Source organism: Palleronia rufa, from assembly GCF_000743715.1.
GTDB lineage: Bacteria > Pseudomonadota > Alphaproteobacteria > Rhodobacterales > Rhodobacteraceae > Palleronia > Palleronia rufa.
Window position 1 is genome coordinate 12,592 of the sequence record NZ_JQEY01000016.1, and the last position, 21,703, is coordinate 34,294.

The window sequence follows — 21,703 nt, forward strand, 5'->3', positions numbered from 1 at the left end:
GTCTCACCCGTAAGCGGTCCGCAGCCTGACACCCTCGGGATTGCGACCGGCGCATCCATATAGTTCGCCTCCCGAACAAAAGACCCGGCGGACCTATTTCTGCACCTGCAAAAACACCGATGGAAGGGGGTCATGGCCGGAAGGATAGGGCCGGCAACGGAGGATCGGCAAGAATTAACTTTGACAACCGAAATAAACCGGTCATCATGCCGCTGATCCGGCGGGCGGACCCGCACCGGACCATAAGAAACTGTGGGAGGATTCCATGCAAAGACGTACCCTGCTGGCCGCGGCCCTTGCCGCGACAAGCCTGACACCGGCCGCCGCGCTGGCCCAGGACGACCTGACCATCGGCGTCAGCTGGTCGAACTTCCAGGAAGAGCGCTGGAAGACCGACGAGGCCGCGATCAAGGCCGCGCTTGAAGAGGCCGGAGCGACGTATATCTCCGCGGACGCGCAGTCGTCGTCGTCCAAGCAGCTGTCGGACATCGAATCGCTGATAAGCCAGGGTGCCGACGCGCTGATCATCCTGGCCCAGGACAGCCAGGCCATCATCCCCGCCGTGGAGCAGGCCGCGAACGAGGGGATCCCCGTCGTCGGCTACGACCGGCTGATCGAGGACGACCGCGCCTTCTACCTGACCTTCGACAATATCGAGGTTGGCCGGATGCAGGCTCGCGCCGTTCTGGAGGCCCAGCCCACCGGCAACTACGTGATGATCAAGGGCTCTCCGACCGATCCGAACGCCGATTTCCTGCGCGGCGGCCAGCAGGAAGTCCTGCAGGAGGCCATCGACGCCGGTGACATCACCATTGTCGATGAGGCCTACACCGACCAGTGGCTGCCCGCCAACGCCCAGCGCAACATGGAACAGATCCTGACCGCCAACGATAACCAGGTCGACGCGGTCGTGGCCTCGAACGACGGCACCGCCGGTGGCGCCGTGGCCGCGCTCCAGGCGCAGGGGCTGGCCGGGATTCCGGTGTCCGGACAGGATGCCGACGGGGCCGCGCTGAATCGCATCGCGCAGGGCACCCAGACGGTGTCCGTCTGGAAGGACTCGCGCGAGTTGGGCAAAGCCGCCGCCGAGATCGCAATCGCCATGGCCGACGGCACGGAGATGAGCGCGATCGAGGGCGCCGAGGAATGGACCTCGCCGGCCGGAACGACTCTCTGGGCAAAATTCCTGGAGCCGGTGCCCGTGACCGCGGACAACCTGAACGTGGTGGTCGACGCTGGCTGGATCAGCAAGGAAGAGCTCTGCCAGGGCGTATCGGGCGGCCCCGCCCCCTGCGAGTGATCTGCTGACCGATCCCGCCCCGGCGCAGGCACGCGCCGGGGCGGTGCCCCACGATCCACTTCCCGAAGGAACGTCCCGATGGCCGACGCCAGCGCGCCCTCCGCCTCTCCGCCTCGCAAGTCCCTCATGCAGACCCTGGAGGTCGACACCCGGCTTCTGGGAATGATCGGCGCCTTCGCCATCGTCTGCATCGTGTTCAACGTCATGACGGACGGACGCTTTCTGACGCCCCGCAACGTGTTCAACCTGACCATCCAGACGGTGAGCGTGGCGATCATGGCCACCGGCATGGTGTTCGTCATCGTCACGCGGCATATCGACCTCAGCGTCGGATCTCTCCTGGCCACGGCGTCGGCGATGATGGCGATGATGCAGACCAGCATCCTGCCCGGCATGGGTCTGGATCTGGGCGACCCTTGGATCGCGCCCCTGGCGATCCTGGCGGGTCTTGCGACGGGGGCGGCCATCGGCGCCTTGCAGGGCTACCTGGTCGGCTACCTGGCCATTCCGTCGTTCATCGTGACGCTGGGCGGTCTGCTCGTCTGGCGCAACGTCGGCTGGTATCTGACCAACGGCCAGACCATCGGCCCGCTCGACGAGAATTTCCAGCTTCTGGGTGGGATCGGCGGCACCTTAGGGACCACCGGCAGCTGGATTCTGGGGCTGATCGCCGTGGTCGTCGCCTGCATGGCGATCTGGTCGGCGCGGCGGTCGCGCATCGCGCATGAATTTCCGGTCAAACCCGTCTGGGCGGAGGCCGCGATGATGGCCCTGTCCGCGGTCGCGATCCTTGGCTTCGTCGCGGTGCTGAACGCCTATCAGGTGCCGTCCCGCGTGCTCCAGCGCGACTTCCAGGCGCGTGGAGAAACCATGCCGGAGGGCTTCACCCAAGGCTACGGCGTGCCTTATTCGGTGCTCTTGCTGATCGCCGTGGCGGTGGTCATGACGGTGGTCGCCCGGCGCACGCGGCTGGGGCGCTACATCTTCGCCACCGGCGGCAATCCCGACGCGGCAGAGCTGTCGGGCATCAACACCAGACTTCTGACCGTCAAGGTATTCGCCATCATGGGGATGCTCGCGGCGCTGGCCGCGGTCGTGGCCTCGGCGCGGTTGTCGTTCCACTCCAACGACATCGGCACCCTGGACGAGTTGCGCGTCATTGCCGCCGCGGTCATTGGCGGCACGGCGCTGGCCGGTGGCATGGGCACCATCTACGGCGCGATCCTGGGCGCGCTCATCATGCAGTCGCTGCAATCGGGCATGGCCATGGTCGGTGTGGACGCCCCGTTCCAGAACATCGTGGTCGGCGCGGTGCTGGTTCTGGCGGTCCTGGTGGACATCCTCTACCGCAAGCGCATGGGAGCACGATGATGGTCGATCGCAGCGGAACGCCCCTGGTCGAATTGCGCGACATCCACATCGCCTTCGGGGGCGTGAAGGCGGTGGATGGCGTGTCGGTCGACCTTTTTCCGGGTGAGGTCGTGGGGCTTCTCGGCCATAACGGCGCCGGAAAGTCCACGCTGATCAAATGCCTGTCGGGCGCCTATCGGCAGGATTCGGGCGATGTTTACGTCAAGGGTGAGAAGGTCAACATCCAGACCCCCCGCGACGCGCGCGACTACAACATCGAGACGATCTACCAGACCCTTGCCTTGGCAGACAATCTGGACGCGGCTTCGAACCTGTTTCTGGGCAGGGAACTGACGACGTCCCTGGGCTTTGTGGACGATTCCGCGATGGAGGCGGAGACACGCAAGATCATGGGCCGGCTCAACCCCAATTTCCGCAAGTTCGCATCACCGGTCTCGGCGCTGTCGGGCGGGCAGCGCCAATCCGTCGCCATCGCACGGGCCGTCTATTTCGAAGCCAAGATCCTGATCATGGACGAGCCGACCGCGGCCCTTGGCCCGCAAGAGACGCAGATGGTGGCCGAGCTGATCCAGGAGCTGAAGAAGGACGGTTTGGGCATATTCCTGATCGACCACGACGTGCATCAGGTCAAGCGGCTCTGCGACCGGGCGGCGGTGATGAAGAACGGCGAACTGGTGGGGATCGTCGATGTGGACGATGTGTCCACCGACGACCTGCTGGGGATGATCATCGCCGGCAAGACGCCGGACCATCTGGCCGCCTGAACGTCAGGACACCAGCATGGCGGCCAAGGCGGACCGCAGGCCCGCCCAACCCCTCGGCCGCCAACCCAGGGTGCGCAGCAGAGCGCAGTCCATCTCGGATACCGTTGTGGGATCGGCGCGGTCGGGCAGGGTGCCGCCCTGGCCCGTGACCTGCGCATAGGTCCGAAGCAGGTCGCGCCGGTCCAGCACGATGTCCGACACGTTCAGGACCGGCGGTGCGGGTCCGCGCAGAACCAATGCCACGGCGGCCGCCAGGTCGTCGACATGGAGTTCCGTGCCGACGCGGGGCGCGATGGGATGCCCGGCGGTGAAATCGGCAAAGAGGTCCGCCCATTTGTGATCCCGCCCCGGCGGCGGCGGTCCATAGAGGCCCGTGGCCCGCAGAGTCACCCCGCCGCGCTCGGCAACGTGGCGCTCTGTCTCAAGTTTCAGCCGGCCGTAAAGCGTGTCGGGACGCGGCTCCGTCACTTCCGTCAGGCGCGTGCCGGGGGGCCAGGCGCCATAGACGGCGCGCGACGACAGGAACACGACCCGTACTCCCGCGGCACCGTCCAAAAGACGCCGCGTCCCGTCGCGGTTCAGTGTCACGAAGCTGGCCGGATCGTCCCCTTCGCCGCCCCGGTACCGGCCGGGTACATGGGCGAACGCGCAATGCACCAGGGCATCCGCGTCGAGACGGACGCTGTCGCCCAGCCGCCACGGCACATGCGCAAGGCCCGGCACCGGCTCGCGGCCCAGCGCGACGACGCCATGGCCCAGCGCGGACAGGTGTCGCGCCACGGCAAATCCGGCCCGCCCGGTCGCCCCGGTCAACGCGACGCGCACGGACGCGGCAGAGCGGAAAGGTCCGGTGTGTCGCCGGCCTCATACCGGCGCCAGAGGTCGATCAGGGGCCGAAGGCGATCCGCCCGGGAATGATCCTGCCATGGCTTTTCGTATTGATAGTGAAGCACGTGTACCGCGTCCCATGACCACAGTTCGGGCAGATTGAACCACACGTATTGCAGCATGTTCATTGTCACCGGCAAACCGTGCCAATCCGGGAAGAATGCCTGCAGAAAGCTCTGATCGGTGCGCCGCCAGAATGCCCCCGGCGTGTCCAGCCGGGTCAGCATCGCCTCGAACGTTGCCTGTGACGGTCGCGCCGTGAACACGCCCGAGTTCATGCGGTGGAAATCCGACAGGCTTTCGTAGACATTCGGCGCGGCGCAGAACTCGGGGTAGGCGAAAAGCTTGTCGATATTGCGCAACACCAGCGTGTCGGCATCCAGGAATACCACCCGGTCGTATGGCAATTGCCACAATCGAAGCTTGGCGAAATTGTCGAGCGGGGTATGAAAGGCAGGTTTTTCGCCTTTGGTGAAGGGCGCGGCGCCGTGCAGAGCGTTGCGGGCATGGGCGGCGTTGAAGGCAGCCGAGGTTGGCAGCAACTCGATCCGGAACGGACGCGCACCGGCCCGCGCCAGGTGCGCGACCGCGGCGGGGTCCACCCCGTCGGTGTGCATCACAACCCGGTCCGCCCGTGTTCCCGTCAGCTTCAGCGAGTGCAGCAGCGCGAGGCATCCGCGCGCGAAATCGGCGTTGGTGACCAGCGTGACATAGGCGTGGCGCATATGCGATTTTCTCGGACGAAAGATCGTCTCCTCAGGACACCGACTTCAGGGACCGCCCCTCCGGGTCGTGCTCCACCGTCGCGCCCAGGTCCCTGGTCCAGGCCGACACCGCCGGCACACGGCTGCGGTCGATCCGATGGGCGAACTTCCGCGCGACATCGACAACCTCTTCCAGAAGCCCCTCGGCCAATACGGTGGGGTTCAGCCCCAACGCCAGGAACTGGTCGTTCTTCACGACCAAGTCGTTCTCTGGCGCTTCCTTCCGCGGGTTGGGCAATGTGGCGATCGTGGCCCCGGTAAGCCGCGCGACCATCTCTGCCAGGTCGCGGACACGGTGCGTTTCGGTCATCTGGTTGAAGATCTTCACGCGGTCGCCCGCCGCGGGCGCGTCCGACAGCGCAAGCTCTATGCAGCGCACCGAGTCGCGGATATGGATGAAGGCACGGGTCTGCCCACCTGTGCCATGCACCGTCAGCGGATAGCCGATCGCGGCCTGGATCAGGAACCGGTTCAGCACCGTGCCGTAGTCGCCGTCATAGTCGAACCGGTTGACGAGCTGCGGATGCAGCGCGGTCTGCGATGTATGGGTGCCCCAGACGATGCCTTGGTGCAGATCGGTGATCCTGAGCCCGTCGTTCTGTGCGTAGAACTGGAACAGGATCTGATCCAGGCTCTTGGTCATGTGATAGACCGATCCTGGGCGTGTCGGATAAAGGATTTCCTGTGCACGCTCGCCGTCCGGCGTGTCGATGCGGATGTTGAGGTAACCCTCCGGGATCGGCGCGCGGACGCTGGAATAGCCGTAGACACCCATCGTGCCGAGATGGACCAGATGCGCGTCGATGCCGGTCTCGACCATTGCGGCCAGCAGGTTATGCGTCGCGCACGTGTTGTTGGTCACGGTATAGACTTTGTGGCGGTCGGATTTCATCGAGTATGGCGCGGCGCGCTGCTCGGCCAGGTGAACGATCGCGTCAGGGCGATGCTCGGCCAGCCAGGCCTTGAGCCGGTCGTATTCCTTTGCCAGGTCCAGCAGGTGGAAGTGGATCGTCCGGCCGGTGACCTCGCGCCAGATCCGGCAGCGTTCCTGGATCGAGTCCATGGGCGTGAGAGATTGCACGCCAAGTTCGGTGTCGATCCAGCGCCGGGACAGGTTGTCGACGACGTGGACCTCGTGGCCGGCGTCGCTGAGGTGAAGCGTGGCAGGCCATCCGCAGAAGCCGTCTCCGCCCAGGATCGCGATCTTCATCGGGGATCTCCTGCGTTCATGCCGCTTGCTCATCTGAAACCATGAGACGCAGCATCGAACAAGTCTCCTGCGCGCGCACGTCGGCGGCGACCCGCCCGGGATTACCGATAGTAGCGGGCGAGCACGTGCTCAGCCTCGGCGAAGAAGAGCCAACGCGTAAGGGCGGTGCCCGCCAGATGCAGCGCCGCGGCAAACGCGACCGCGACGATGTGCGGCGGTATGAGCAGCACGCCGACCGGTGCGAGATAGGCCAGCGCCAGGGCGAGGGCCCGCAGCTTGACCGCGTGTTTGCGGCCGATGACGAAGACCATCTCTTTCGTCAGGTAGCTGTTGCCGGTATGGGGCGGCTCGAACGGACGCACATGGCCGATCGGACCCAGCCCCGTGGCGCTCTCACGCGTGGTGGGGCTGGCGGCGGCCCGCGCGTCGCCGGTTTTCCACGCCACGAACTGCGCCAGGGCGGTGGCCATCAGCAAGACGATCGCAGGCCAGCGGAACCCGGTCAGCACGGTGCCGGCGGTGACCGCGTGGGCCAGGAAGATCGCGGGCGTGGACCAGTGGTGCCAGCGCGGCACGGTGCGAAGCTGGGCGTAGATCATTGCCGTGGCGGCGACCGTGAAGAGGGCAAGCGCCGCCCCGAGGATGCCGACCGGAAGCGCCGGAAGGTTGGCCAGCCGCAGTGCCGCGAAAAGCGTGAGGGTCCCCAGCGCGGCCAGGGCGAGCCACGCCTCACGCGACAGCCAGGACGAACGCCATTCGCGGAACGCCTTGATCGCACGCTCGGGCCGGCCCAGGTGGGCGGTGGACGCGGCAAGGCCGGTCAGCGCCAGGCCGAAGCCCAGGGCGAAGAGGCCCGCACCCGCCCAGCCCCGACTGACACCGAGGCCCAGGCCCATGAAGGCGAGCAACCCGAACCCCGCGCCCGAGAGCGTCGTGAACGCGATGAGGGACGCCGCCGGGTGCATCAGCCGCCCCCCGGGGAAAGATTTTTCTGCGAAAAATCGCCACCCCTCATCCCAGTTTCTCCAGCGCCCGGTCAAGCCAGCCGAGGAACCCTTTCGGCCCCTCCGTCACCGGCGTCAGAAGGGGCGCGAGGATGTCGAGCTCGGTCTCCTTATCGCGCGGCGGCAGATAGCGGTTCACTGGCCCGGTATCCTGTTCCGGCATCAAAGCCATGCCTCCGCGCTCGGCCACCAGCCGCGACACCGCGCTGTCGGGATCGCCCAGGTCGCCGAAATGCCGCGCGCCGGTGGGGCAGGTGCGCACGCAGGCCGGGATGCGGTCGATCTCGGGCAGGGCCGGGTTGTCGATCCGGTCCACGCAGAGGGTGCATTTCTTCATCACCTTCTGAGCCGGATCCTGTTCCCGCGCGCCGTAGGGGCAGGCCCAGGCGCAGAGGCCGCAGCCGATACACTCGGCCTCGTTCACCAGTACGATGCCGTCCTCGGCCCGTTTCCAGCTTGCGCCCGTGGGGCAGACAGTCACGCAGGGCGCGTCGGTGCAGTGCAGGCAGCTTTTGGGGACATGTACGATGCGGGGCGCGGTGCCGTCATGGGGCGTGACCTCATAGGAATGGACCCGGTTCAGGAACGCGCCGGAGGGATGCGCGCCATGGGCATCCATGTCGGCCAGCGGGCTCTGGCCCTCTTCGGTGTTCCACGCCTTGCAGGCGATCACGCAGGCGTGGCAGCCAACGCAGGTGTCGAGGTCGATCACCAGCCCAAGGCGCTTTCCCGTAGCCTGCGGAAGATCCGTCATCGTCCGATCCTGTCTTTCAGGGCGGCCATCGCGCCACGCAGCACTTCTCTGGCCGATGGCGGCGGGGCGGGGACGTCGCCGGTCCGCCGCGCGACGACTTTCCTGCCCTGCCCCACGGGGCTTGTCTGGCGCGCGATGGCCGGATGCGACACCCCTGATGGCGGCACCCTCTCGACCTTCACCCGGCAGTCGAACCACGCTGCCTGACCCGTCACCGGATCCGAATTGGACCAGCGCAACCCGTCGCCCTTTTCAGGCAGAAGCTCGTGGATCAGGTGGTTCAGCAGAAAGCCTTGACGGGCTTCCGGCGCGCCCGGCGACAGCGCCCAGGCGCCGCGGCGCTTGGCGATGGCGTTCCAGGTCCAGACGGTGTTCGGGTTCAGCGCGTCCATGCGCGCCACCGGCACGGTGATCTCTCCGTGCGCAGAGGTCACGCGCGCCCAGTCGCCGGTCGCGAAGCCTTCGGAGAGCCACAGATGCGTGGGCAGGAACAACGGGTTCATGCCGTGGATCTGCCGCAGCCACGGATTCTGTCCGCCCCAGCTGTGATACATGGCCGCCGGGCGCTGGGTCAGGGCGTAGAACGGGTATTCCACCGGGTCGGCATGGCCGTCCTCCAGCGGCGGATACCAGATGGGCAGCGGATCGTGGGTGATCCGGATCATCGCGCGAAGATGCTCCGGGGGCTGGTGCTCTCCCCGCCCTTCCGCCGCCGCCTGGAACCTGCGAAGCGGTTCGGACCACAACTCGAACAGGTAGGGCTGGGGCGCGTCGGTAAAGCCCATCCGCTGCGAGAACTCCCACCAGGCGTCGTTCCAGGGCCGCATGAACCGCGCACTTTCGGGCACGTCGAACTGCTTGAACCCGCCGGCGCGGATATAGTGGTCAAGCTGGCCGCCGTTCGGATCGCCCCGCCCGTCCACCAGATGGGTCTGACCCAGCCGCCACCCGGCGAGCGGGCCGACGCCGGGGCGGCGTTCGTGGAGGGTGATGTATTCCGCGTAATCGGCATAGAGGGGCGTCCCGTCGCCTTCGGTGAAGCCCGGCAGCTTCAGCCGGTTGGCCAGATCCACCAGAACGCTCTGGAAAGCGCGCACATTGCGGTCCGGCTGCACGACCGGATGGCGGATGGCGTCGGCCGCGTGATCGGGCTCGGAGATGGGGCGGTCGAGCAAAGAGATGCAGTCGTAGCGTTCAAGGTAGGTCGTGTCCGGCAACACCAGGTCGGCATAGGCGACGGTTTCCGACGAATAGGCGTCCGCCACCACCACGTAGGGAATGACGTAATTCCCGTCCTCATCCGCATCGGCCAGCATTCCCATGACACCGCTGGTGTTCATGGACGAGTTCCAGGCCATGTTCGCCATGTAGAGAAACAGCGTGTCGATGGGGTAGGGGTCGCCCGCATAGGCGTTCGAGATCACCATGTGCATCAGGCCATGAACCGATAGCGGGTTCTCCCACGAAAACGCCTTGTCGAGGCGGAGCGGACGATTGTCGGCATCCACCAGCAGATCCTCCGGGCCCGTGGGAAAGCCCAGGTGCGGTCCGTCCAGAGGCGTGTCCGCCGCGGACGTCGCGCAGGGACGCGGATGGGCATGGGCGGGCTTGGGGTAGGGGGCCTTGAACCGCATGCCGCCGGGACATTCCACCGCGCCCAGCAGGATCTGCAGCAGATGGATCGCGCGGGCGGTCTGGAACCCGTTGGAGTGGGCAGAGATGCCACGCATGGCGTGGACAGAAACGGGGCGGGCGGTGACGGTCTTGTGCGTCTCGCCGCGGAAGTCGGTCCAGGTCTGTGCCACCTCGTAGCTCTTGTCGAAGGCGGCATGGGCGAGGTCGGCGGCCAGGCGGTGGATCTGGTCGGCCTCCAGCCCGGTCTGCGGTGCGATGCGCTCGGGCGCGAACTCATCCGACAGATACCGCTCCGCCAGTATCTGGAAGACCGTGCGGTGGGTGATGCCCGCGCGCCGGATCCGCCCCGACAGGTCCGGCCGCACGCCCTGTGCGTCGAACGGCATCGCCTTGCGGGAGGCGCGGTCGATGACCAGCGGCTTGCCGTCGTCGCCCCTCAGCAGCAGGCCGGGCATGTCCGATTTCGGATTCTCATCCACCAGGCAGGGCGCGTTGGTCCAGCGCGACAGGTAGTCGAGATCGACCTTGCCGGCCTTCAGCAGGCAGTGGATCAGCGACAGCACCAGCAAGCCGTCGGTCCCCGGCGTGATGCCCAGCCACCGGTCTGCCACCGCGTTGTAGCCCGTGCGGATCGGGTTGATCGCCACCACCGGAACGCCCCGCGCCTTGAGCCGCCCCAGTCCCATCTTGATGGGGTTGGAATCGTGGTCTTCGGCCGTCCCGAACAGAAGGAACAATTCGGCGCGCTCCCAGTCCGGGGACGAGAACTCCCAGAACGCGCCGCCCATGGTGTAGATGCCCGCCGCCGCCATGTTGACCGAGCAGAACCCCCCATGCGCCGCGTAGTTGGGGGTGCCGAACTGCTGCGCCCAGAAGCCGGTGAACGATTGCGACTGGTCGCGCCCGGTGAAGAACGCAAGCTTGCGCGGATCGGTCCTGCGAATCCCGTCCAGCCGCGTGGCCAGCTCTTCAAGCGCCTCGTCCCAGGTGATCTCCTCGAACCGGCCCTCTCCGCGCGGCCCGACCCGGCGCAGCGGCGCCCGCAGCCGCGCGGCCGAGCGGTGCTGCATGATCCCAGCCGCCCCCTTGGCGCAGAGCACGCCCTTGTTCACCGGGTGATCGCGGTTGCCCTCGATATAGGCGACCTCCTTGCCGGAGGGTCCGTCCTTGATGTGCACGTCGATTCCGCATCGGCACGCGCACATGTAGCACGTGGTCTTGCGGATCTCCCGTCCGGGCGGGCCGGGGGGGCGTTGGGTCTGGTCGCCGTCCATGGCCACATGTTTCGCAGAGCCCGGGCCGGGACGGAAGCCCCGCCATGAAGCCGGGGCCGTCCCACAGTCGCCAGGGTGTCGGTTTCGCGCGGCGTTTGGTCGGACGGACGCAGGGGGGCGGGTCCGCGGGTGATACCACCGGCCAGCAGCAGCGCAGGAGGCGGACGCGATGAAGACCCATGTGAAGGCCCTTGTGGTCGGCGGCGGCGCGGTCGGGACCTCGATCGCCTATCACCTGGCGCGCGCGGGCTGGCAGGACGTGATGCTGCTGGAGCGCGATGAGCTTACCGCAGGCTCGACCTGGCATGCCGCTGGCCTTCTGCCTTATTTCAACATGTCCTACGCCACCACCCACATCCACGACTATTCCATCAAGTTCTACAAGACGTTGGAGGAGGAAACCGGCCTCAACGCCGGGTTCTACGTGGTCGGCAACCTGCGCATGGCCCAGTCCAGGGCGCGGATGGACGAATACATGCTCTATGCCGCCACGGCCGAAAACGTGGGCGTGCCCTTCGAGTGGCTCAGCCCGGCCGACATCAGGGACCGTTTTCCGCTGGTGCGGACCGACGATCTGGAGGGCGCGATCCTCCACCCAACGGACGGCTACATCAACCCCGCGGACGTCACCATGGCCATGGCCAAGGGTGCGCGCCAGCGCGGCGTGACCGTCGAGCGGCGCTGGCAGGCCGACGGCTACGAATGGACCGGGGATGTCTGGCGCGTGACGCTGACGAAGATGGTCGAGAAGGGCGGCAACCTCGTCGCGTCAGACGAAACCGCCGTGATCGAGGCCGAGCATGTCGTCACCGCCACCGGCAACCACGCCCAGCGCACCGCCCGCCTGCTGGGGCTGAAAATCCCCGCCATCCCGGTCGAGCATCAGTACATCGTCACCGAACCCGACCCCGCCCTGGTCGAGTGGCGCAAGACCAACGACCAACACCCGGTGCTGCGCGACGCCGATGCCAAATGGTACGTGCGCGAGGAACGCGGCGGCTGGATCCTCGGGCCCTATGAGCGGAACGCCCCCGCGCGCTTCGCCTACGGCGTGCCCGACAGCTTCCGCGCCGATCTCTTCCCCCTGGACCTGGAGCGGATCGAGGCGGAATACATGTCCTTCATCCACCGCATTCCCTCGTCCGAGGAGGTCGGGCTGAAGGACGATTTCAACGGCCCGATCTGCTACACCCCGGACGGCAACCCGCTGATCGGCCCCGCGCCGGGCCTGCGCAACATGTGGCTGGCCGAGGGATTCTCGTTCGGGATCACCGCCGCGGGCGGCGCCGGCAAGTATCTGGCCGACCTGATGGTCGAGGGCGAGGCCGAGATCGACATGGCGAGCCTCGATCCCCGCCGGTTCGGGCCGTGGGTCACCACCGACTACGCGGTCAAGAAGAACGAAGAGGCATACGATCACGTCTACGTTCTCCACCACCCCGATGAGGAACGTCCCGCCGCCCGCCCGCTGCGGACCGCGCCCTGCCATGACCGCATGGCCGCCCGCGGCGCGCAGTTCGGCTGCGTGAACGGCTGGGAGCGGCCGAACTACTTCGCCAGCATCGACTTCGACGACCATGCCGCGCGCAGCTTCCGGCGCGGCGGCTGGTGGGACCACGCCCGCGACGAGGCGCAGGCGATCCGTTCCGCCGCGGGTCTCATCGACGCGACCGCGTTCGCCAAGCATCGTGTCAGCGGCCCTGGGGCGACCGCGTTTCTGGACTGGTTCACCTGCAACAAGCTGCCGAAAGTGGGCCGGATCAACCTGACCTATGCGCTGACCACTGCCGGCACGGTCCGCACCGAATACACCATCGTCCGCACCGCCGAGGACGACTACACCCTGATCTCCGCGGGCGCATGGCATGCCTATGACCAGGATTTCCTCTACCGGGCGATCGCGGAGAAGGAGGGCCAATTCGGCCGCATCGACAAAGAGGACGTCACCGTGAAATGGGGTGTCTTCGCCCTTGCGGGACCGAAATCGCGCGCTGTCCTGAACGAGTTGATCCGCGATGCCGATCCCGCCACCGCCCTGTCGAACAAGCGTTTTCCGTGGCTCTCGGTCCGCGACATCGAGCTTGGCATGGTTCCGGTCCGCGCCCTCCGCGTGGCCTACACCGGTGAGTTGGGGTGGGAGCTGCATCACCCGATGGAGATGCAGAACCATCTTTTCGACCGTCTGATGGAGGCGGGCGCCGCCCATGGTCTGAAACCCGTCGGCGCACGGGCGCAGAACTGGCTGAGGCAGGAGAAATCCTACCGCGCTTTCGGCAACGAGCTTGGCCGCGACGCGACCCCCCTTGAGGCCGGGCTGGACCGGTTCGTGGATCTGTCCAAGGACTTCCAAGGCAAGCAGGCAATGGAGGCCACGGGCATCCGTTCCAAATGCGTGACGCTGCTGGTGGACGGGCCGGATGGCGCTGATCCCTGGGGCCGGGAGGCGCTGTACCTTGGCGATGACCGTGTCGGGCGGCTGACCTCGGGCGGGTATTCGGTGGCCTTCGGTCGTTCCATCGCCATGGGCTACGTGCGTCCGGACCTCGCCGCGCCCGGCGCGCGGCTGAAGGTACGCATGTTCCGCGATCTCTGGGACGCGGAGGTGACCGAGGACAGCCCCTACGACCCCGGCAACGCCACGATCCGGCAGGACGGCTGAGGAACCCGGCGCGCGGTCACCGAATCTTCACTCCTGCTGGTGCAACCTGCGTATGTACCCTGCCGGAGAAAGTCGCGTGAGTCTCATCGCTCCTCTGTCGGTCGAAACGGTTCCGCCCCTGACCGGGGTCGGTGCGCTGACGCCCGTTCGCACCGCCTGCGGATTTCGCCACGCGGAGCGTATCCGCGAGGGCGATCTGCTTGTGACCCGCGACAATGGGTTGCAGCCCGTCCAGCTGGTGATCCGCGGCTCGATCGCCGCCGCCGTGCGCCTGTCGCCGGAGAATGCCGCCTTGCGCGTCGCGCGCCGCACCATCGGCCCGATGATGCCCAGCGCGGACATTCTCATCGCCCCGGACCAGACGATCCTGACGCCCGCCTACCTGATCCGCACCGCCGTCAACGGTCCCGCGGCACTTTTGCCAGCGCGGGCGCTGGGCGGCACCTCCGACGCGGTGTGGCGCGACAGGACTGCGGACGACCAGCCGTTCTACGCGTTCGCCTTCGGCCGGCATGAGGTCCTCTCTGCCGCCGGTCTGTGGATCGAAAGCTACCGTCCCGTGGCCGACCGCCTGGGTGCCATCGACGACGAGCTGCGAGAGGCGCTGCTCCGCCGCTATCCCCAGCTTCGCGACAAGCGCGACCCGTTCCCGCCCTGCCGGTGGGACAGCGTGCCGCCGGACTCCTATCTGCCGCAGGCGACCTAGACCGGAACAAAGCTCGGCCAGACACCCAGGCGCGCCGGTCCTATGGGCGGATCGGAGGTGCGGATGCGCAGCCGGGCGCCAAGGCAGACAGTGCCTGTCGCCGACGTACCAGCCCGTTGGTGCGGGTCTCTCGGCACCCGTGGAAGATCGGTGGCGCCCCGCCCTTTCCGGGGCTGCCACGGGGTCAGTCCTCCCGGAAGACACGATGTCCTTCTGCTGTGCCATGCGCCTGTTTCCTCGTCGGCGCGCTCGATCTTCGGTCCCGAGTTCCGTTTCCGCCCGGACCTGCGGTCGTCCGCCCCGATCTTTCGTCCCGCGCCGCCCTTGCGTTGTCGTCCGGTGGTTCAGACATCCGGCGCGGGCGAACAGATTAGCGGTGTACCTGCGCCGCCGCAGCGGCTATCCCCCGCCCCTGACCTTGCGGACCGCCCGCGCCTTCGGCGGGTGCCGCAAACCGTCCCCCCACGTGGAAGACCCTGACATGATCCAGACCATCGCAGATGCCCTTTCCGCCCGGGGTTACGACACCCTCACCCCGGTCCAAAAGGCCGTCACCGCGCGCGAACTCGACGGCGCCGACCTGCTGGTTTCCGCCCAGACCGGATCGGGAAAGACGGTCGCTTTCGGTCTGGCCATCGCGCCCACGCTTCTGGACGGCGCGGACCGCTTCGGTCCGGCCGCCGCCCCTGCCGCGCTTGTGGTGGCCCCGACGCGGGAACTGGCGCTGCAGGTCATGCGGGAACTCGGCTGGCTCTACGCCGGGGCCGGTGCGCGGGTGGTGTCATGCATCGGCGGCATGGACGCACGGGATGAGCGCCGCGCGCTGGAGCGTGGCGCCCATGTGGTCGTCGGCACGCCCGGCAGGCTCCGCGACCATATCCAGCGCGGCGCGCTCGATCTCACGCAGATCCGCGCCGTCGTGCTCGACGAGGCCGATGAGATGCTGGACCTGGGCTTCCGCGAGGATCTGGAATTCATGCTTGCAGAGGCGCCCCGGGCCAAGCGGACGCTGCTGTTTTCCGCCACGGTGCCGCCCATGATCGCCACGCTGGCCAAGACCTACCAGCGCGATGCGGTGCGGGTGAACACGGCCCAAAGCGGCACGCAACATGCGGACATCGACTACCAGGCGCTGCGGGTCGCCCAGCGCGATGCAGAGAACGCCGTCATCAACGTCCTTCGCTACCATGAGGATCAGGTCGCGCTGGTCTTTGCCAACACCCGCGCCGCGGTGACGCGGCTGGCCACACGCCTGTCGAACCGGGGCCTGTCGGTCGTCACCCTGTCCGGTGAGCTGAGCCAGGCCGACCGCAGCCACGCGCTCCAGGCCATGCGCGACGGACGCGCGCGGATCTGCGTGGCCACGGATGTGGCGGCACGCGGCATCGATCTGCCCAAGCTGGAACTGGTGATCCATGCCGAACTGCCGTCCAACGCGGAGGCGCTGCTGCACCGGTCCGGCCGAACCGGGCGCGCCGGTCGCAAGGGCGTGTCTGCGCTGATCGTGACGCCCAAGGCCGCGAGCAAGGCGGCGCGGCTGCTGAAATTCGCCAAGATAACCGCGGAATGGACCACCGCCCCCTCTGCCGAGGACGTGCTGCGCCGTGACGAGGAGCGGCTTCTTTCCGATCCCGCCTGGTCCGAGGAGCCCTCGGACGAGCAGCGGAGCTTCGCTGAGAAGCTTTTGGCACGCCATACGCCCGAACAGGTCGCGGCGGCCTACCTGCATCTCTACCGCGAACGCCATGCCACGCCGGAGGACCTGACCGACCCCGGCGCCGCGCCCGAGCGCAAGGAGCGGGCGCCCTTCGGCCCCGCGGGATGGATCGCGCTGTCCGTCGGCCGCGACGACCGGGCCGAGGCGCGCTGGCTGCTGCCGCTTCTGTGCCGCGCGGGCGGGGTCGACAAGGACGCCATCGGCGCGATCCGGGTCCAGCAGAAGGAGACATTCGTGGAGTTGACCGAGGCAAGCCTGCCGGGGTTCTTCACGATGCTCGGTCCGGACGCGCAACTGGAAAACGGAGTCGCGGTCCGCCGGCTGAGCGGCCCGCCGGATCTGGCGCCGCGCGGCCCGGCCCAGAAGAAAGGCCGGTCCCCCGACGCCGATACGCCGGCCCCGCGCCCCCCGCGCACCGAGGCTTCGCCCGCACGAGGCGAGCCTGAGCCGACCCCACCCCGGCCTCGGGACAAACCCCGTCACGACCCCGGGCCCGTCGCCGCGCAAATGCCGGAGAGCGCCACGGCGGACCGCCCGCGGGACGCGCCGAAGCCGGCAGCCGCAAAGCCTGCCGCACGCGGAGAGAAGGGCCCGTCGCCGTCCCAGAAGCCGAACCGCTATGCCAAGCCGGGCGGCAAACCCGGCGGAACGCCCGCAGGACCGGGCGGCAAACCGACGCGACACCCCGGTGCCGCGGGGCCGAAAGGCAAGCCCGCCGGGACCGGCAAGCGGTTCGACAAGGCAGGGGGGCCGGGCGGCAAACCGGCATCCCGACCGGGGGGCAAGCCGTCCGCAAAGCCGGGACCGAAACCCGACGCGGCGGATACGTCGAAACGGATGGAACGCCCGGGCAGGCCGGCCAAGCCGCGCGGCAAACCGACGGGAAAACCAAGCGGCGCCAAGCCGCCCCGGCGGGGCTGATCGCGCCTACTGCCGCCGGCGGGCCAGCCACGCGGCCCAATCCCCGGTCCGCCCGTTGAAGACGTTCAGATCCACGTCTCCCGCTATTCCATCCACGCGGCCCGTGGCGCTGTACTGCCAGACGGTCCAGCGCGCTCCGGGATAGACATCGGTCACCGGCTCGGCCGTGGCGCGCAGCCACAGGTCGGTCCCAAGCTGGCCTATGCCCGTCTCTCGATAGAATTCCCGCGTGGTGTAGATGACCGGGCGCTGGCCATAGTGCCGCTCGACGATGTCCAGGAACCTGCGCGCCCGGTCGCGCACCTCCGCCGCCGGAGGGCGCACGGTGCAGGTCGGCGAGAACGGTGTCCATTCCAGGTCCAGCACCGGCGGCAGGTCGCCGGCGCGCCGCGGCACGTTTCGGATGAACCACGCCGCCTGGTTCTCGGCGGAGCTGCACCAGTAAAAGAAATGATACGCCCCGATGGCCACCCCGGCGGATTTCGCCGCATCGTGGTTGACGGCGAACATCGGGTCGACCCGGTCCGCGCCCTCCGTCGCCTTAATCCAGGCAAAACTGGTTCCCGCCCGTCGTGCGGCGGCCCAGTCGAGCTGTCCTTGCCAGCGCGACAGGTCCACTCCGTGGATCGGATAGGCGTCAGGGCCCCGGCCGCCCCAGTCCACCGGGTCGCGGTCGCCGAAGGTGACGCGGGGCGCCGGAACCGCGTCGGTCGCGACCCGGGAACCGCCGCATGAAGCAAGCAGGAGGCACAGGAGGATCAGGCGCGTCATCGGGCTGGCGGGTCCGGGATCAGGACTCTTCCAGCCGATCGGTCGCAGGCGGCGGCGTCCGCGTCAAGGCGGTCAGACGCGTGTCGATGTCATCGTCATAGGCCATGGTCAGCGCCTCCAGCGACGGCACCAGCTGCTCGACCGACCGGGCCGAGATGATCGGCGCGGTCACCCCCGGCCGCCGCATCGCCCAGGCCACCGCCAAGGTGGCGGGATCGACCCGGAGCTGATTGGCCACCGTGGCAAGATCGGCGGCGGTGTTGTGCATCCATTCCTGGCCGTACCGCTTCGAATACATGTCGCTGTCCTTCAGCCGCCCCTCGCCGCCGGCGCGGTATTTGCCGGTGAGCAGCCCGCCGCCCAGCGGCGAATAGGAATAGACGTCGATGCCGACGTCCCGCGCCATCGGCAAAAGCTCGACCTCCACCTGACGCTTGACCAGGTTTAGCATCGGCTGGATGGCGTCGATCCGGGCGTTCGCGGCCTCTGCGGCGGGCTGCGCGCGCATCACCTGCCAGGCGGCGTAGTTCGAGACGCCGACATACCGGATCTTGCCCGCGCGCTTGAGTTTGGCAAGGGCGGCAAAGCTTTCCTGTGCAGGAACGTCGGGGTCAAAGCTGTGCAGGTAATAGAGGTCGATCACGTCGATCCCCAGGCGCGACAGGCTCTCGTCGCAGCTTTCCTGGATGGCTTCGGGAGAGTTGCCGCGGTTGAAGTTCGCCTTGGTGGCGATGATCAGATCGTGCCGGTCGTCGCCGAGGCACTGGCCCAGGATCTCTTCGGACCGGCCGTCCGTATAGACATGGGCGGTGTCGAACATGTTGATGCCGCGATTGCGGCAGGCGTGATAGAGCTTCTTGCTCTCATCCACGTCGGCGTTTCCTCCGAACTGCATGCAGCCGAAGGACAGGGCGGAGGGCGGGCTGCCGTTGGGCGATGTCACATGGGTCATGGCGCGAAGGGTGGTCCGTCGGCAGCCCAAGGCAAGGGGGACGGCATGTGATCGGCGGCGAGCCCGCGACAGAAAGGCGCGCGTGCCTGCCGTCGCCGGCCGGACGATGCCCGACGCGTCGCCTGCGCTCCGAAACTCTTGGTGCCCAGACCGTCGGCACCGAACCTCTGGCGCATCCCGGCCGCCCTCCAGGATCCCGCCCCGCGGAGGAGAAACGCATCGGAACGCCCCCCGCCATTCGCGGGGGGCCGCCCAGCCGCGGAGCACGATGGGTCAGTTCGGGATGTCGCCCGTCAGGCCCTCGACGTAGAAATCCATGCCCAGCAGCACCTCATCGGTCGCGGTCTCGCCGTCGGCCAGCCATTCGGTGCCATCCTGCCTGTTGATCGGCCCGGTGAACGGGTGCATCTCTCCGCTGGCGATCTTGTCCCTGATCTCCAGCGCCCGGGCCTTCACGTCCTCGGGCACGGCGTCGGAGATCTCACCGATCTCGACCATGCCGTCGCCGATCCCCTGCCAGACCGACTGGCTTTCCCAGGTGCCGTCCATCACTGCGCCGACCCGGTCGATATAGTAGGGCGCCCAGTTGTCGATGATGGAACTGACGCGCGGCTTGGGCGCGTATTCCGCCATGTCTGAGGCCTGTCCGAAGGTGATGACATTGCCCGCCTCGGCGGCCGCCGCCTGCGGCGCGGTGGAATCGGTATGTTGCAGGATCACGTCCGCGCCCTGTTCGATCAGGGCCTTGGCGGCGTCGGCCTCCTTGCCGGGGTCGAACCAGGTGAACGCCCAGACGACCGAGAATTCGATCTCCGGGTTCACCGCCTTGGCCGCCAGATAGGACGCATTGATGCCGCGCACGACCTCCGGGATCGGAAAGGACGCGATGTAGCCGATCTTGTTCGTCTGCGTCATCGAGCCGGCGATGAAACCCTGCACCGCGCGCCCCTCATAGAAGCGGGCCGAGTAGTTGGACACGTTCTCGGCGGTCTTGTAGCCCGTCGCGTGTTCGAACTTCACGTCGGGGAACTTCTGGGCCACGTTCATCGTCGGATCCATGTAGCCGAAGGACGTGGTAAAGATCAGGTCCGCACCGGACAGGGCCATCTGGGTCATCACCCGCTCGGCATCCGCACCCTCGGGCACGTTCTCCTGGAACACGGTCTCTACCTGGTCGCCGTATTCGGCCTCAACGGCCCGGCGGGCCTGATCGTGTTCGTAGGTCCAGCCGCCGTCGCCCACCGGGCCGACATAGACAAAGCCGACCTTGGTCTTGTCGTCTTGCGCCCAGGCGCCGGGTGCCAGCGCGAGGGCCGCCGCCGCGCCGAGAAGTGTCCTGCGTGTCGTCATTGGTCCGTTACTCCCTATCTGTCCCCGTTTTCAGTAGCTTTCGCCGTCTCGCAGGTCCAGCCGGCGGGATCGCGCCAGTCGCCGCTACCATCGAACTGCGCCCTGGCCGGCCAGGCGCAGACCGGGCGCGACCACAGCGTTTCGCCCTCTGCCGTCTTGGCGGTGTCCAGCCGCTCCGGAGCCTCGCCCCGCTCGACCCAGGCTTCGAGCGCGGACAGCGGATCGAAGCCGGACTGGTCGATGCCCGGTCCGGTGGCCTGGATGCCGCAATGGTCCATGCCGGGGATCATGAAGAGCCGGGCAAAGTCGCCAGTCGTCTCGGCAGTCATCTTGTCCCAGTAGTCCAGCGTCTTGCCCGGAAACACGATCGCGTCGGCCCAGCCGTGGTACATCAAGAGCTTGCCGCCCGCGTCGCGGAACGCCGTGAGGTCCGGGTCGTCGGAATTGTAGACCTCCTCCATCGGGGCCATGCGCGCGGGATCGGTGTCGAAATCGAACTCGGACACGCTGTAGCCGGCGCCCGGATCGTCAGGAAACGCCATGTATTTCAGGAAGTTCGGGCCGAAGGCTGTGGGCACCAGCGCGCCGCCGCCGCCCTCCAGCCCGGTCAGCCATAGGGGCCAGAACGGCTCTGACCCCACGGGCACGGACGCGGGGTAGAGCACATCTCCGGCGGCGTTGACGGGTTCGGAATACCAGGCGTCGAGCACCGCGATCTTGTCCTCGGACAGGTCCAGCGTGGCAGGGTCGAAATTGCACGACAGCGGGTCCGACACCACACCGTCCTCGACCCCGTCGCCGGCGTCGCAGGCGGCGATCACCGCGTCGCGGACCACGGCGGCGTCGGCGGGCGTCAGGATCGGGCCGTCGGGACCGGCATCGGCCTGGGCGATCCAGGCGAAGGAGGTGCCGACCAGGCCGGGATAGTCGAGCGCGGGCGCGCCGGAAATGATGCCGTCGAAATCCTCGGGCTGGCGCAGGGCGGCCATGTTGGCCATACGCCCGCCGGTCGAGCAGCCCTGGAAATAGGAATATTCGGGATCGCCCCGATAATAGGCAGCGATGATGGTTTTCGCGGCTTTCGTCGTCTCCGCGACGGCGCGGTATCCCCAGTCGGCCTCGGCCACCGGATTCGCCAGCGCCCAGCGCGCGTCGGTCGAGCCGGTGCCCCAGTGCCCCCCGTTCATGGTGGCCGCGGCATAGCCGCGGGCGAGCGCGTGGTTGATCGCGTTGACCGTGCCCGGCGCATCGGCGCCCAGCGTGCCGCAGAACCCGCCGCATCCGGCCATGTAGAACTTGCCGTTCCAGTCCTGGGTCGGAAGTCGGACCTCGAACCGGGTTTCGGGCAGAATCGTGCCCTGCACCCGGCAATAGGCGGGCAGGTCGCCAGTGGCCGCCACATCGACGGCAAGGGTGATGTCGGCATCGGCCAGGGCGGCGGTATCGAGCGCGGTACAATCGCGGCCCTCCTGCGCGCTGGCCGCGCCGCTGTCCATGGGCACCTCGGCGACCTGCGCGGTGGCGGGCGCGGCAAGGCACAGCGCCGAGAGAGCGGCAATCGTGGCTTTCATGTGGCATCCTCCCCTTCGGTTCGACGCCCACCCTGTCGCGGACCGGGCGGCTGGGCAAGGGACGTATCCTGATGCGGTTCGTTCCGTCCGGG

The 21,703-nt window shown here is 67.7% G+C and carries 16 protein-coding genes; 6 read left to right on the forward strand and 10 right to left on the reverse strand.

All coding sequences use genetic code 11. The features are described 5' to 3' along the window. Positions 1-265: 265 nt before the first annotated feature. From xylF to KW83_RS15995, 3 genes are all read left to right on the forward strand, one after another. Positions 266-1,300 carry a D-xylose ABC transporter substrate-binding protein gene (gene xylF, locus KW83_RS15985; protein ID WP_036180973.1) on the forward strand — a complete coding sequence of 345 codons (1,035 nt, stop codon included), beginning with the start codon at positions 266-268 and terminating at the stop codon, positions 1,298-1,300. 78 nt (positions 1,301-1,378) lie between these two features. Continuing rightward, positions 1,379-2,671 carry a sugar ABC transporter permease gene (locus KW83_RS15990; protein WP_036180976.1) on the forward strand — a complete coding sequence of 431 codons (1,293 nt, stop codon included), beginning with the start codon at positions 1,379-1,381 and terminating at the stop codon, positions 2,669-2,671. Then, a complete protein-coding gene (locus KW83_RS15995) occupies positions 2,671-3,435 on the forward strand; it encodes an ATP-binding cassette domain-containing protein (protein WP_036180977.1) in 765 nt (254 codons plus the stop codon). Before KW83_RS15990 ends, KW83_RS15995 begins: the two co-directional genes overlap by 1 nt. Before the next feature lie 3 nt (positions 3,436-3,438). Here KW83_RS15995 and KW83_RS16000 read toward each other — a convergent pair whose 3' ends face one another. The 6 genes from KW83_RS16000 to KW83_RS16025 all read right to left on the reverse strand — a co-directional run bounded on the left by KW83_RS16000 (position 3,439) and on the right by KW83_RS16025 (position 10,964). After that, positions 3,439-4,215, reverse strand: a complete 777-nt coding sequence (locus KW83_RS16000) for an NAD-dependent epimerase/dehydratase family protein (protein WP_235191447.1) — start codon at positions 4,213-4,215, stop codon at positions 3,439-3,441. Positions 4,216-4,244: 29 nt separating this feature from the next. Continuing rightward, positions 4,245-5,048, reverse strand: a complete 804-nt coding sequence (locus KW83_RS16005; RefSeq protein WP_036180981.1) for a glycosyltransferase — start codon at positions 5,046-5,048, stop codon at positions 4,245-4,247. Positions 5,049-5,079: 31 nt separating this feature from the next. After that, positions 5,080-6,297: an NAD-dependent epimerase/dehydratase family protein gene (locus tag KW83_RS16010; RefSeq protein ID WP_036180984.1), complete on the reverse strand. Its 1,218-nt coding sequence runs from the start codon at positions 6,295-6,297 to the stop codon at positions 5,080-5,082. Between the two features lie 101 nt (positions 6,298-6,398). Beyond that, positions 6,399-7,262, reverse strand: coding sequence for a dimethyl sulfoxide reductase anchor subunit family protein (locus KW83_RS16015; protein ID WP_036180986.1), 864 nt, complete (start codon positions 7,260-7,262; stop codon positions 6,399-6,401). A gap of 46 nt (positions 7,263-7,308) precedes the next feature. Continuing rightward, positions 7,309-8,055, reverse strand: a complete 747-nt coding sequence (locus KW83_RS16020) for a 4Fe-4S dicluster domain-containing protein (protein ID WP_036180988.1) — start codon at positions 8,053-8,055, stop codon at positions 7,309-7,311. Then, positions 8,052-10,964, reverse strand: a complete 2,913-nt coding sequence (locus KW83_RS16025; protein ID WP_235191448.1) for a molybdopterin-dependent oxidoreductase — start codon at positions 10,962-10,964, stop codon at positions 8,052-8,054. Before KW83_RS16025 ends, KW83_RS16020 begins: the two co-directional genes overlap by 4 nt. Positions 10,965-11,133: 169 nt before the next feature. Here KW83_RS16025 and KW83_RS16030 point away from each other — a divergent pair, with 169 nt between their 5' ends. The 3 genes from KW83_RS16030 (at position 11,134) to KW83_RS16040 (ending at position 16,967) form a co-directional block, all read left to right on the forward strand. Next, the gene (locus tag KW83_RS16030) at positions 11,134-13,623 is read left to right on the forward strand and encodes a GcvT family protein (protein WP_036180989.1); all 2,490 of its coding nucleotides are present in this window, start codon (positions 11,134-11,136) and stop codon (positions 13,621-13,623) included. 76 nt (positions 13,624-13,699) lie between these two features. Next, positions 13,700-14,329: a Hint domain-containing protein gene (locus KW83_RS16035; RefSeq protein ID WP_036180991.1), complete on the forward strand. Its 630-nt coding sequence runs from the start codon at positions 13,700-13,702 to the stop codon at positions 14,327-14,329. A gap of 481 nt (positions 14,330-14,810) precedes the next feature. Continuing rightward, the gene (locus KW83_RS16040) at positions 14,811-16,967 is read left to right on the forward strand and encodes a DEAD/DEAH box helicase (RefSeq protein WP_036181030.1); all 2,157 of its coding nucleotides are present in this window, start codon (positions 14,811-14,813) and stop codon (positions 16,965-16,967) included. A gap of 6 nt (positions 16,968-16,973) precedes the next feature. Here KW83_RS16040 and KW83_RS16045 read toward each other — a convergent pair whose 3' ends face one another. The 4 genes from KW83_RS16045 to KW83_RS16060 all read right to left on the reverse strand — a co-directional run bounded on the left by KW83_RS16045 (position 16,974) and on the right by KW83_RS16060 (position 21,611). Then, on the reverse strand, positions 16,974-17,738 hold the full coding sequence (locus KW83_RS16045) for a glycoside hydrolase family 25 protein (protein WP_036180993.1): 765 nt from the start codon (positions 17,736-17,738) through the stop codon (positions 16,974-16,976). 19 nt (positions 17,739-17,757) lie between these two features. After that, positions 17,758-18,690, reverse strand: a complete 933-nt coding sequence (locus KW83_RS16050; protein WP_036180996.1) for an aldo/keto reductase — start codon at positions 18,688-18,690, stop codon at positions 17,758-17,760. Positions 18,691-18,963: 273 nt separating this feature from the next. Continuing rightward, positions 18,964-20,040: a BMP family ABC transporter substrate-binding protein gene (locus tag KW83_RS16055; RefSeq protein ID WP_036180998.1), complete on the reverse strand. Its 1,077-nt coding sequence runs from the start codon at positions 20,038-20,040 to the stop codon at positions 18,964-18,966. Between the two features lie 14 nt (positions 20,041-20,054). Next, positions 20,055-21,611, reverse strand: a complete 1,557-nt coding sequence (locus tag KW83_RS16060) for a tannase/feruloyl esterase family alpha/beta hydrolase (RefSeq protein ID WP_200879699.1) — start codon at positions 21,609-21,611, stop codon at positions 20,055-20,057. Positions 21,612-21,703: the final 92 nt, after the last annotated feature.

Excerpts from the sequence above, each read along its gene's own strand:
- xylF (WP_036180973.1), top strand. The coding sequence starts at position 266 with ATGCAAAGACGTACCCTGCTGGCCGCGGCCCTTGCCGCGACAAGCCTG.
- KW83_RS15990 (WP_036180976.1), top strand. The coding sequence starts at position 1,379 with ATGGCCGACGCCAGCGCGCCCTCCGCCTCTCCGCCTCGCAAGTCCCTC.
- KW83_RS15995 (WP_036180977.1), top strand. The coding sequence starts at position 2,671 with ATGGTCGATCGCAGCGGAACGCCCCTGGTCGAATTGCGCGACATCCAC.
- KW83_RS16005 (WP_036180981.1), bottom strand. The coding sequence starts at position 5,048 with ATGCGCCACGCCTATGTCACGCTGGTCACCAACGCCGATTTCGCGCGC.
- KW83_RS16010 (WP_036180984.1), bottom strand. The coding sequence starts at position 6,297 with ATGAAGATCGCGATCCTGGGCGGAGACGGCTTCTGCGGATGGCCTGCC.
- KW83_RS16015 (WP_036180986.1), bottom strand. The coding sequence starts at position 7,262 with ATGCACCCGGCGGCGTCCCTCATCGCGTTCACGACGCTCTCGGGCGCG.
- KW83_RS16020 (WP_036180988.1), bottom strand. The coding sequence starts at position 8,055 with ATGACGGATCTTCCGCAGGCTACGGGAAAGCGCCTTGGGCTGGTGATC.
- KW83_RS16025 (WP_235191448.1), bottom strand. The coding sequence starts at position 10,964 with ATGGACGGCGACCAGACCCAACGCCCCCCCGGCCCGCCCGGACGGGAG.
- KW83_RS16030 (WP_036180989.1), top strand. The coding sequence starts at position 11,134 with ATGAAGACCCATGTGAAGGCCCTTGTGGTCGGCGGCGGCGCGGTCGGG.
- KW83_RS16040 (WP_036181030.1), top strand. The coding sequence starts at position 14,811 with ATGATCCAGACCATCGCAGATGCCCTTTCCGCCCGGGGTTACGACACC.
- KW83_RS16045 (WP_036180993.1), bottom strand. The coding sequence starts at position 17,738 with ATGACGCGCCTGATCCTCCTGTGCCTCCTGCTTGCTTCATGCGGCGGT.
- KW83_RS16050 (WP_036180996.1), bottom strand. The coding sequence starts at position 18,690 with ATGACCCATGTGACATCGCCCAACGGCAGCCCGCCCTCCGCCCTGTCC.
- KW83_RS16055 (WP_036180998.1), bottom strand. The coding sequence starts at position 20,040 with ATGACGACACGCAGGACACTTCTCGGCGCGGCGGCGGCCCTCGCGCTG.
- KW83_RS16060 (WP_200879699.1), bottom strand. The coding sequence starts at position 21,611 with ATGAAAGCCACGATTGCCGCTCTCTCGGCGCTGTGCCTTGCCGCGCCC.